Below are 11,600 nucleotides of genomic sequence, written 5' to 3'. Positions count from 1 at the left end.
GCAGTTGAAGCAGTTGAAGCAGTTGAAGCAGTTGAAGCAGTTGAAGCAGTTGAAGCAGTTGAAGAAGAAATACCAGTAGCTATTGAAGAGTAATTTGTTTCTCGTTGCAGTTATTGGCAACTATTTATAAAGATAAAATTTTACGGGCAAGGAGGGATAAATTTTCCCTCTTTTTTTGTATTGGTTAGTGGTTACTTATTCAGAACAACAATAAGGAGAATCTCTTGATAACTATTAGGTGTAGAGATGTGACATTTTCTAATATCCAAGCTATTTTATTTGATAAAAATGGCACTCTTGAAGACTCAGAAGTATTTTTGCGATCGCTTGCTCAAAAAGGAGCGAGAATTATAGACGCGCAAATTCCCGGAATTGGGGAACCATTATTAATGGCCTTTGGTGTCAATGGTGATATTCTCGATCCCGCAGGGCTGGTATCAGTAGCAAGTCGTCGAGAAACAGAAGTAGCCGCCGCCGCATATATAGCTGAAACTGGGCGCGGTTGGTTTGAGTCATTAAAAATCGCACGCCAAGCATTAACAGACGCCGAAAAATACCTTGGAAAAACTCCCTCACCTTTATTTGTTGGTAGTTTAGAAATTCTTAAGAAATTATCAGAAGCAGGATTAAAGCTAGGGATTCTCTCAGCTGCAACAACTGCTGAAGTCCAAGAATTTGTAGAAACTCATCAATTAAGTAATTATATCCAGTTAGAAATGGGAGTGGATGAAGGGCCAAGTAAACCAGATCCAGTGTTATTTTTACAAGCTTGTGAAAAATTGGGAGTAGAACCTAGTGCTACTTTGATGGTGGGAGATTCGGCGGGTGATATGCAAATGGCACGTAATGCTAAAGCTGCTGCTTGCATTGGTATAACTTGGATTAATAAACCCGAAAATGTCGCAGGTGCGCATATAGTAATTAATCAACTTGATGAAATTCAAGTTGTAGAAACTTAGTTTGATTTGGTTTATTAATAGTTAGTCGTGAATCCAAACAACTAAAAACTTTCATCACTTGCAACTAACTTTGCTGCTAGTTCTATTGCTTGTTGAGGTGTAGTAAGTTTATTTTCAATTTGGGCGATCGCTATTTCTGTGAGTAATTTACCTATCAGTGGCGAAGGAGAAATGTTTAATGCTAGCATTATGTCCTTTCCACTCACTAACGGTGTGGGATGAGCTACCAGATCATTAGGGTTAAGATAGCGATTCATTAAAGGTGCGATCGCTTCTACTGACTGACCGTGTACTACAGATAAGACTGCTGTAGATATAAATACAGACCCCACTTCCTGAAAGAAAAAATACTGTTCTCGCAAAGACATCAGGGGATTTCGTAACTGTGGGAACAGTTTCAGGGTCGTGGTAACAGCTTTAATTTCGGCGCGACTGTAAGTTAATTCTTGCAGTTCTACTTCTGCTATTTCTGAGTTTGGGTTAACTAAACAAGCAAGTTTCGCAATACCTAGCCAGGTAGTTTTAACGGTATCACGCACAAAATTTTGTAGTTCTTCACCTAGTCGTGGCCAGAAATGGGTAAGCTGATCTGCTGCTGTGTCAACCGTCGATAGTTTCTGAAAGTTTTCCTGTTGAGCATTTTTGAAAAAAGGCGTAAGTAAACCATCTTCCCCAGCGCTAATTAACCAAGCACTACCCTGAGAACTTGGCAACATATAGCTCAATTCTACCCGGACTCGTTCGGCGGCGACTCTCGTGATTTGGGATGCAAAAGCGCGAATAGTTGCTTGTGTTTCTGATTCTATAGTGAAGCTAAGTTGGGAAGCTTGACGATAAGCCCGTAGTAACCGTAAGGGATCGTCTTGTAGGTTGCTTGGTGATACCATTTTTAACAAATGCTTTTTAATATCTGCACAACCTTGTAAAGGATCAATAATTTCTTGGGTGTGGGGATTATAGGCGATCGCATTAATTGTAAAATCTCGCCTATGCAAATCAACTTCCAGGCTCATTCCTTCTTGTTGGGCAAAGTCAGCAGTAGCATGAGGAAACACCACACGAGCAATTTGTCTTTGTGGATCAAGTAGTACAAAACCAGCTTTGTAATACTTGGCGATTTTGTGAGCTACTGTCACAGCATTTGTTGGTAAAACAAAATCTAAATCTAAATATTCGCGAGTTTTTCCCAAAATAGCATCTCTGACAGCACCACCCACCATATAAGCTGGTGGCGGTAAAAATTCTATGCTAAAAGGCCAATTTTCGGGAGCTAAGGTTGAAAGTTCAGAACTATTTCTCGTCATGTAATAAAAATAAACCCAGAAGCTAATGAATAACGCTTTAGCTTAAGCTAGATTAACTATAAAGGCTCTAGAGTAGGTTGTATTATGTGCGTTTGCGTCAATTGTCATTATGTAGACCGTTGTGTCACCTACCACGCGGTAGAAACCCAACATCAACAACCCCATTTGACTGAAACACCAGATTTTGAGCCAAATGAACCATCTATCAACGTTAACATCCGTCCCAGAGGCGAGGTGATTGAAATGGAATGGGATGTGGTAGGATGTCTCAGTTTTAAACGAGAACAAGGTAAGTGGTCGAAGTTGCGTCCTGGCGAGTTAGTACCAACTTGATCAGTTATGGTGTCTATAAATTTGAAAATAAAAAAGGGGAAAGAGAAAGGTAATTTAGGAAAGTGCTTTTCTCTTTTCCCTTTCTCCTTTAATTTAAAATTAACCAAACTTTAGCAACCAAAAGTCAGGCTCAGGCGATGGAAGGCAAGAGTTGGTTAGTGCAAGATTATATTTTAAGTGCAGCATTAAGTTAGTGCGGCTTACCTAATATCTCTAAATACTCACCGGATGCGTAACATAGTGGCAGTAGTTATAACAAAATAATTAGCGCACCACCAGAGGTGAGGTACAGTTCTATTTAAGGTGAATAAACGTGACTTCCCGCACAACTGAGATTCAAACACTAATAGCAGACATTGACAGTTTACTTTCCAACAAGCGCTTTTCCCGGTTTCTTGCCAGTGAGAAGGAGCAACCAAGACAGTTATTAGAAAGGATGCGTAACTTTCTGGTTAGCTGTGCAGAAGCGGAGGTAAACAGCACTCCATATCAGCAACAGTTAAAACCGCAGTCATCAACTTTATTAACAAAATTTATTAATCAAAATAATTATTCCGTTGAGCCACAGCCTAATCAATTCAGCCAAGAGGAAGGTTCTGAGTCTAATCCACTATCTTCACTATTAGCACCATTGCAAGCAGAGTTACAAACACTTTTGCAAGAACGAGCAAATCTCGTCCAGGAAATCAAAGAGTTAGAGCAAAGGCGACTACAAAACTTTTCTCTAGCACAGCAGTTAGCAAACCAAGAACAGCTAATAGCAGATTTTTTGCAAGTGCTGACTAATCGCCTGGGAGGGGATCTACAACCAAAAATTCCCACAAATGTCATCAAACCAACACAAGAGACTCCACTAGCGCTTGGTGCTGCTGGTTCTTCTACCACTACTAGTAATGACAACAAAGAACAACTTGCTTTTGCTAATTCATCTTTGTTAGAACCACAGGATCAGTTGCAACGATTAACACGTCTTGCTAGCGAATTAGATCAAAAGTTACTCGCACTTGATGGAACTGTTAATGTAGTTTTTGAAGCTTTACAACGTAATATTCATACATACCATGAGTCTCTTTCTCAAGCTCTGGCAAGAATGTATAGCCAAGGTTTGCAAGGAGAACAATTATTTGGCAATTTAATCAATAACTTGGCACAGCAGACACAACTGCAACCGGCTTCTAAAGAACCATTTACTATTGATATTAATAACGAAATACGACCCACTCACTCCAAAACTCTACAATCCAGCAATAAAATAGACGAATCAGAAAATGATGCTCAAACACTAGAAACTGATACAGTTATTACCCAAACTCAAGATACGCCAAACTCTCCAGATACTGCTACTACTTCCATAATTGATGAATTACACCAAGATAGCTCTGTCTCAATTCGTGATGAGGTAGATCAACTTTACGCTAGTTTATTTGGGAATGATAATTTCATCACAACTAATCCTGAGTTTTCTTCTCAGACTACCAATTTGGAAATTATAGATTCAACAGATAATTTACCTGTAGCAGAGACAGTAACTAGTCAAGAACAGTCAGAATTAATAGCTACAGACTTAACAGCATTAATATATGTGGATGAAATAGAAACTATTAATCAAGAAGAAGCAGATTTAATTCTTCAAGATATCTTTTTTGAGGTGACAGATTCTACAGAACTAATTGTTGATGCAGATACAAATACTGAGCAAGAAGAAACAGATTTAATTTTTCAAGATGTCTTTTTTGAAGTTGCAGATTCCACAGAATTAATTATTAATGAAGATGAAGTCGTCACTGTTATTCAAGAAGAAGATGTTCTGATCCAAGACATCATTTTTGAAGCTACAGAACCGAATGACGAATTATCTTTCTACGAAGAAGTGTTCACAAATCAACAAGAAGAAGATGTTCTGACCCAAGACATCATTTTTGAAGCTACAGACCTGCATGACGAATTATCTGTACATGAAGAAGTAATCTCAAATCAAGAAGAATTAGAGTTAATTCTACAAGAAGTAATGTTTGAATTTGCAGATTCTACGGAAGAATTACCTGTAGATGATACTGCTTCCTTATCAAATGTGAGTATTATAGATTCTGGCTCTACATCTGTAACAGATGAATTACAATCAGCAGAATCTCTTGTTACTGCGTCTGATCCTTGGTTTGACGAGCCAGATGCAGGTCTTTTAGAAAGTGGCAATTTTCAGCTAGAAGATACAAAAGCTACTACCAAAAAGATCAGGAGACAACTATTAGAATTGTGGGAAAAAATCACATATACGGAAGAAAGTAATGAAACTTCCTCTTTACCTGTTGAAAAACCCATTGCTGCTGAGACAATTACAAGCTTAAATAACTTATTATTTTCCACAGATATTGAGCAGCAAGTTTTGCAAGAAGAATCTGTTGAAGAATCTACAATTGAGACAATATCAACACCAAATCAAACAGAAGAAATAAGTGTTGATAACATCAATGACTCTTCAGAACAATATATCCCTGCTTCCGTCAAAGAAAATTTGTTATTAGAAGTAGAAAAACAAAATTTAGTTATACCAGAAATTGCATTGAATGCAAAGCAATTGCTGCAATTAGATGAAGATTTGGCTAATTTTGGTGAACAGAAAAATATTCAATTTAAGTCGCCTATGACTGAGCCAGAAAATCCAGATTCTGCCCAGGTTATAGTATCGAATAATTCTCAGAATGAGCAATTAGCTGAAACTGAAACTAAGGAAGCCACAGCCGATTCTTTAGAACTGTTTTTGCCTTCAGATTCCGGAATTGGAGACAATACAGAAATTAGAGCCAATATCGGAGACTACATTTGGTATTTGGGAATTGATTTAGGTACAACAGGAATTTCTGCAACTTTATTCAATCGCTCTACAAATGAAGTTTATCCTATCTATTGGTCAGCAGAAAATCAGCAAGAAGCAGCATTAAAAACACGAACATTCCGTTTACCAGCAGAAGTTTATTTACCATCTGCACAAGAACAAAATACTACAACTTCAAATCTTTTTTCAGCACAACTCAAACCTTATTTGCAAATAGCACTTCCTTACAAAAATGAACAGCAAAAATGGGAGCCAATATTGCAATTTAATGAAGTTGCGACAGTTCCTCTAGTTTGGGTTGTACGATCGCTCTCCAAATTACTATTGACATTAAGAGCAGACCGTAGTAGTACCACTTTAGGTTTAACTGCGGCGGGAGTTGGTTTAGAGCAACAAATTTTCCACAGCGCCATCAACAATCTTGTTGGTGTCATCTGCACCTGTCCATCTCACTGGTCAGAACAATATCGCTTTAATATTCGCGAAGCTTTGCTGTTGAGCAAAATTATTCAGCATCCTCAACAAGTATATTTTGTCGAAGAAGCGATCGCTAGTTTACTTTCGGAACTTGATGGTGCTAGTGGTGAAATTATTCATTTTGGCAATAGCCAACATTCTCATTCTGCCAAAACCAGTGAGTATCCCTTTGAGGGTAACACCCTTGTGATTAATATCGGTGCAGCCGCAACGGAAATGGCGCTGGTTGATTTACCAGAAAGTCTGGAAGAATTAAATCACAGCGATTTTATGCTCCACAATTTTGCTTATGCTGGTAAGGGAATTGAGCAAGATATTATTTGCCAGTTACTACTACCAACTAAATGGCGCAAACTGCGGAATTCTTCCCAAGAAGGCAATAATACTACTATTACCAGCAGTCCTTTACAATGGCAACCAACAATTGCTGGTATCGAGCAGATGAGTTTTGCAAGTTTGGGGTTAGAAGGATTAAAATTACCACGACCCGGAGAACCAGACACGAGCGATCGCATTAACTTACAGCAACGCTTAGAAAGTTCTGTGTTGGGTAAAGCAATTTTGGATGCAGCAGTAGCCTTAAAGTTAATTTTGCAACACCAAGAATCTTTTACTTTGGAATTAGCGGATCAGTGTTGGGTCTTGCAAAGACGGGATTTAGAAAGCCAAGTATTTGTTCCATTTGTGCGACGTCTTAACCGTGAACTCAACAAGTTATTGGTAGCAAAAGGTATACCGACAGAAGCAATCAATCAAGCGATCCTGACTGGTGGTACATCTAATTTAGGTGCTGTTTCTCGTTGGCTACGACAAAAACTCCCCAGTGCAAAGATCATTCAGGATTCGTATTTAAATGAAAATGGTAGTCCTAGTTGTAGTCGTGTAGCATACGGTTTAGCTATGCTACCGTTGCATCCTCAAGTATTAGAAGTACCCAGACAACAGTACACTGATTATTTCCTGTTTACAGAATTGCTGCGACTTATCCCAGATCGAGCTTTATCTTTTAATGAAGTGATTCAATTATTCGAGGCCTGTGGTATTAACACCCGTAGTTGTCAGCAACGCCTATTAGCTTTCTTAGAAGGTGAACTACCTCCTGGTTTACTCCCCAATAATGTTGACTTTTCCTGGCTGACTCTTGCTTCGAGAGAAAATTTTGATTATAAGGCGATCGCCAATGCACCTTTGTTTGAAAAACAAGGTAGTCTCACATATCGTCCTAATCCTTCTCAATTAAAATCTCTACGTCGCCATCTTAATGCCATCAAAGCTAGTACTCAACAATCATTAGAGGAACCCTACACAGTAAATTTTGTTGTAGGAGTAGTGAATTAATTTCAAAAAATCTGTTCTAATTTTTGAAAGTCACGCTGCACCTCATCCCACAAAGCCTTATTGTGGGGATCTGTTTTTAAGGCTTTTTTCAGATATATTTTGGCTTTGGGTAACTGGTTTTGTTTAATCAGTACCCGTCCCCAAATTTGATAGGCGATCGCTTGCCATTGACGTACTTCTGCGTCTTGTGGTAAGCGTGCTGCTAAAGCTTCCGCTAGTGCGATCGCCTGGGGAAACCTTCTTTGTTTCAAAAATATTTGCAATTGTTCATAAGTCTGCCACTTCAATTGCTGTTCTACTTCCGACATTTGAGGCGGTTGTGGCGTCGGTTTAGTTTTGAGTGTTGTTGGCGTTTGTGTAACAGTAGGTTCTGGATGAGTTACAGTTACTGTCTGAGTTTGTGGGGCTATTTCTTGTGGGGCTACCACCTGTAATAGCAACCTGTATGCCTCAGTTAAGGCAATAAACTTATCTTTGGCTTTGTTGTCATCTGGATTGATATCGGGATGATATTGCTGTGCTAGGCGTCGATAAGACGCTTTAACGTCAGCAAAGGAAGCACCCGACCTTAAACCCAATAAACGGTAGCAATCTCCAAGATCCATCGTGATCAACAAGAAGCATTAATATCAGCTATCAGCATATAGCTTAATGCTTGAAGTACCCAATCATAAAGACCAAATTGCCATTTTTGGGGAAAGGGCATGAATCAGTTAACAGTTAACTGTTAACTGATTAGTTGTCCCCCTATCCCTAATTCGGCCGTTCCTCAATTACTTTGTCAATCAAGCCATATTCTTTTGCTTCCGCAGCAGACATGAAAAAGTCTCTTTCGGAGTCTTTTTCAATTCTCTCTAGCGATTGATTAGTATTTTGAGCGTAGATTTCGTTCATCTGGCGGCGGATACGCAGAATTTCTCTAGCTTCAATTTCAATGTCGCTAGCTTGTCCGCGCATACCACCAGGAAGTAGGGGTTGGTGAATCATAATCCGGGAGTGGGGTAAAGCTAGGCGTTTGCCTTTTGTACCACCCGCCAGGAGAAAAGAACCCATAGAAGCGGCTAAACCCACGCAAATTGTCACTACATCAGATTTGATGTGTTGCATGGTGTCATAAACTGCCAAACCAGAGTCGATCGCACCACCAGGAGAATTTATATACAAATAAATATCTTTGCCTGGATCTTCAGAATCCAGATATAACATGATGGCGATAATCTCGTTGGCGAGTTTATCATCAATTTCTTCCCCTAAAAAGATGATGCGATCGCGCGCAAGACGACTGTAAATGTGAATCCACTGGGTGAATTGTTCCCCCGGTAATCTGTAGGGGACGCTTGGATAGCCAATAGGCATACTTTACTCCGTTTGTCAAGAATAATTGGTCATTGGTCATTAGTCATTGGTCATTTGGTTATTTGATCACTGGTGATGATTTATTAGCTTTGCACGAAGGACAAATAAATAACAAATGACAAATGACAAACAACTATCTAGAGAATTCCTGCTGCTGCTGGGGTGGTAGCGACTTCGGTTTTTTCAAAAACTCGGTCTATCAAACCGTATTCCACAGCTTGCTGGGGAGTCATGTAGAAGTGACGATCCATATCCTTCACGATTTTTTCTTTGGATTGTCCTGTGGTATGTGAGAGGATATCTACCATCGCCGTTTTATTGTTGAGTACCTCTTTGGCTTGGATCTGAATATCCGTTGCTTGTCCTTGGGCAAAACTTCTGGGTTGGTGTAAGACAATGCTGGAATGAGACAAACTAGCACGACAACCCTCACTCCCAGCACTTAGAAGTATTGCAGCCATACCTACCGCTTTACCGATACAGATGGTGTGGATAGGAGGTTTAATATACCTCATTGTGTCATAAATGGCGAAAGCTTCGGTTTCAAAACCAAACAGCCGTCCCATCTGACCAGAACTACCGTCGGAAGTACCTGTAGAGTTAATGTAAATTTTGATTGGTTTATCTGGATCATCAGACTGTAAATACAGCAGTTCAGCAATGATGAGTTTTGTCACCTCTGCAAATAGGGGAGTTCCCAGATAGACAATTCGCTCTTTTAATAGTAAAGAAGGCAAATCTGGTGGTGGTGTACGGTAGAAGTTATCGCCGTAGTAGGGGGCTTGCACAGCCTTGATGGGAGAAACGTCCATAGGAACTGTTGCTTGAAATAATGCCGTTAACTGTAATACATCCTAACGCGATGCTAGCGTTGTTAGAGGTGTGGATTACTCGCTAAGTTTGTCATTTGTCATTTGTGCTTCGTCATTTGTCTTTCATGCAAAACCAATGACCAATGACCAATTTGCTAAATATCTTTTCCGTAGAGGAGATCTTAGCGCCTGAAGTTATTTATAAATATGTATATCCTGCATGGAAACCTGAGATTATGAAGGTTAGTTTGCTGCCTACGCTAAATGATGGCAATTTGGATGCCAATCAAATGAACAGTCAACGTCAGTTGGCAATTTCTTTGTCTGCGATCGCACAAGTGAGTGATCGTAATGTACCACTAAATTTATGCTTAATTCTTGATCATAGTGGTTCGATGAGTGGGCGACCACTTGAAACTGTCAAGAAAGCGGCTAACCAAATTGTTGATAGACTCAAGGAAGGCGATCGCCTGAGTGTAGTTGTTTTTGATCACCGCGCTAAAGTATTAGTACCTAATCAAATCGTTAACGATAAAGAGGCTATTAAACAGAAAATAAATCGCTTGGCTGCTGATGGTGGAACTGCGATTGATGAAGGATTACGTTTGGGTATTGAGGAACTAGCAAAGGGTAAGAAAGAAACTGTTTCTCAAGCCTTTTTATTAACTGATGGTGAAAATGAACATGGCGACAACAAACGTTGTTTGAAATTTGCCCAGTTAGCTGCTGGTTACAATTTAACTTTGAATACTTTGGGATTTGGTGATAATTGGAACCAAGATATTCTGGAAAAAATTGCTGATGATGGTGGTGGAACTTTATCTTATATTCAACAACCAGAACAGGCTGTAGATGAGTTTGCCCGTCTTTTTAGTCGGGTACAAGCTGTAGCATTAACTAATGCTTATTTGCTATTTTATTTCATGCCAAAAGTACGGTTGGCAGAACTCAAACCTGTAGCCCAAGTTTCTCCAGATACGATTGAATTACCAGTACAGCAAGAAGCTGATGGACGTTTTGCTGTGCGTCTGGGAGACTTGATGAAGGATACAGAAAGAGTAGTTTTAGCAAACATTTATTTGGGACAATTTGCTGCTGGTAAACATGTGATTGCTAATGTACAAGTGCGCTATGATGATCCCGCACAAAACCAAATTGGGTTACTTTCAGAAAATATATCTGTGGAGGTGAATGTGCTTCCTGCTTACCAAGGTGAGGCTAATCCAGAGGTACAACAACATATTCTGGCATTAGCGAAGTATCGGCAAACCCAACTGGCTGAGGCAAAATTACAACAAGGCGATCGCGCTGGTGCAGCAACGATGTTGCAAACTGCTGCCAAAACTGCTTTGCAAATGGGAGATGTGGGTGCAGCAACGGTGTTACAAACTTCTGCTACAAGATTGCAATCTGGGGAAGAGTTATCCCAAAGCGATCGCAAAAAAACCAGAATTGTCTCAAAGACAGTTTTGCAAGATTAATTATTTATTATTTGGGGTGGGCTTTTTGCCTACCCAATTTTTTAAAGAGTATTTAACCGCAGAGGACGACAAGAGAAGATCATGAAAACTACGGGGTTTCATCATGCAGCGATTATTTGTTCTGATTATGAATATTCTAAGAAGTTTTATACGGAAGTTTTAGGTTTTTCGATTATTAATGAGACTTTTAGAAAAGAGAGAAATTCTTATAAGTTAGATTTACGAGTAGCAGAAAATCACCAAATTGAGTTATTTTCTTTTCCAAATCCTCCACAAAGAGTTAGTAGTCCTGAAGCTTGTGGCTTAAGACATTTAGCTTTTCAGGTGGAGAATGTTGAGGAAGTTGTGAGTGAGTTAAAAGCTAAGGGTGTTGAGGTTGAGGATATTAGAATTGATGAAATTACAGGAAATAAATTTACGTTTTTCAAAGACCCAGATGCTTTACCGTTAGAGATATATGAACTGTAGGTAATTACTACCGCTTTTTATCAGCCTTCCACGTTCCACCATAAACATAAAACGGGTTATTTTTACTCACTGAAGACCAACATTGAGGACAAACAAAAATCCATTCCCCATCTTCTTCGTGTTTGATGCGATAAAGAACTGATGCGAGTTGATTGCATTGGGAACATAATTTGACTCGATGCGATCGCACCATTTTTTAGCAACTAAAAATTAGAGATTAGGTCTAAACTCATGATAAC

General features: G+C 39.4%; 10 protein-coding genes. 5 read left to right on the top strand and 5 right to left on the bottom strand.

The window, feature by feature from the left end; translation table 11 throughout:
- The first annotated feature begins 224 nt into the window (after window positions 1–224).
- Window positions 225–959: an HAD family hydrolase gene (locus AC5JMK_RS07545; RefSeq protein ID WP_096675356.1), complete on the top strand. Its 735-nt coding sequence runs from the start codon at window positions 225–227 to the stop codon at window positions 957–959.
- 41 nt (window positions 960–1,000) lie between these two features.
- Here the strand turns inward: AC5JMK_RS07545 and AC5JMK_RS07540 are convergent, their stop codons facing one another.
- Complete coding sequence (locus tag AC5JMK_RS07540; protein WP_096675357.1) at window positions 1,001–2,263, bottom strand: tRNA nucleotidyltransferase/poly(A) polymerase-related protein; 1,263 nt, start codon at window positions 2,261–2,263, stop codon at window positions 1,001–1,003.
- 84 nt (window positions 2,264–2,347) lie between these two features.
- Here AC5JMK_RS07540 and AC5JMK_RS07535 point away from each other — a divergent pair, with 84 nt between their 5' ends.
- The gene (locus AC5JMK_RS07535) at window positions 2,348–2,596 is read left to right on the top strand and encodes a Ycf34 family protein (RefSeq protein WP_016864199.1); all 249 of its coding nucleotides are present in this window, start codon (window positions 2,348–2,350) and stop codon (window positions 2,594–2,596) included.
- Between the two features lie 313 nt (window positions 2,597–2,909).
- Entirely contained in the window at window positions 2,910–7,244 is a 4,335-nt protein-coding gene (locus tag AC5JMK_RS07530) for a hypothetical protein (protein ID WP_495909782.1), read from the top strand.
- A 2-nt stretch (window positions 7,245–7,246) separates the two neighbouring features.
- On the opposite strand, the gene AC5JMK_RS07525 is transcribed toward AC5JMK_RS07530, so the two are convergent.
- The 3 genes from AC5JMK_RS07525 to AC5JMK_RS07515 all read right to left on the bottom strand — a co-directional run bounded on the left by AC5JMK_RS07525 (window position 7,247) and on the right by AC5JMK_RS07515 (window position 9,412).
- A complete protein-coding gene (locus AC5JMK_RS07525; RefSeq protein WP_096675359.1) occupies window positions 7,247–7,849 on the bottom strand; it encodes a J domain-containing protein in 603 nt (200 codons plus the stop codon).
- A 148-nt stretch (window positions 7,850–7,997) separates the two neighbouring features.
- On the bottom strand, window positions 7,998–8,600 hold the full coding sequence (locus tag AC5JMK_RS07520; protein WP_096675360.1) for an ATP-dependent Clp protease proteolytic subunit: 603 nt from the start codon (window positions 8,598–8,600) through the stop codon (window positions 7,998–8,000).
- Window positions 8,601–8,737: 137 nt separating this feature from the next.
- Window positions 8,738–9,412, bottom strand: a complete 675-nt coding sequence (locus AC5JMK_RS07515) for an ATP-dependent Clp protease proteolytic subunit (protein ID WP_096675361.1) — start codon at window positions 9,410–9,412, stop codon at window positions 8,738–8,740.
- A 236-nt stretch (window positions 9,413–9,648) separates the two neighbouring features.
- Here AC5JMK_RS07515 and AC5JMK_RS07510 point away from each other — a divergent pair, with 236 nt between their 5' ends.
- Both AC5JMK_RS07510 and gloA2 read left to right on the top strand, forming a co-directional pair.
- On the top strand, window positions 9,649–10,893 hold the full coding sequence (locus AC5JMK_RS07510; RefSeq protein ID WP_096678854.1) for a vWA domain-containing protein: 1,245 nt from the start codon (window positions 9,649–9,651) through the stop codon (window positions 10,891–10,893).
- 81 nt (window positions 10,894–10,974) lie between these two features.
- Entirely contained in the window at window positions 10,975–11,361 is a 387-nt protein-coding gene (gene gloA2, locus AC5JMK_RS07505) for an SMU1112c/YaeR family gloxylase I-like metalloprotein (RefSeq protein ID WP_096675362.1), read from the top strand.
- Window positions 11,362–11,368: 7 nt separating this feature from the next.
- Here the strand turns inward: gloA2 and AC5JMK_RS07500 are convergent, their stop codons facing one another.
- The gene (locus AC5JMK_RS07500) at window positions 11,369–11,554 is read right to left on the bottom strand and encodes a DUF8622 domain-containing protein (protein WP_096675363.1); all 186 of its coding nucleotides are present in this window, start codon (window positions 11,552–11,554) and stop codon (window positions 11,369–11,371) included.
- Between the last annotated feature and the right edge of the window lie 46 nt (window positions 11,555–11,600).

It is taken from the genome of Pelatocladus sp. (genome assembly GCF_059505505.1).
Note: the sequence above shows the minus strand (reverse complement) of the source record. Positions and strands in the feature narration are given on the sequence as shown.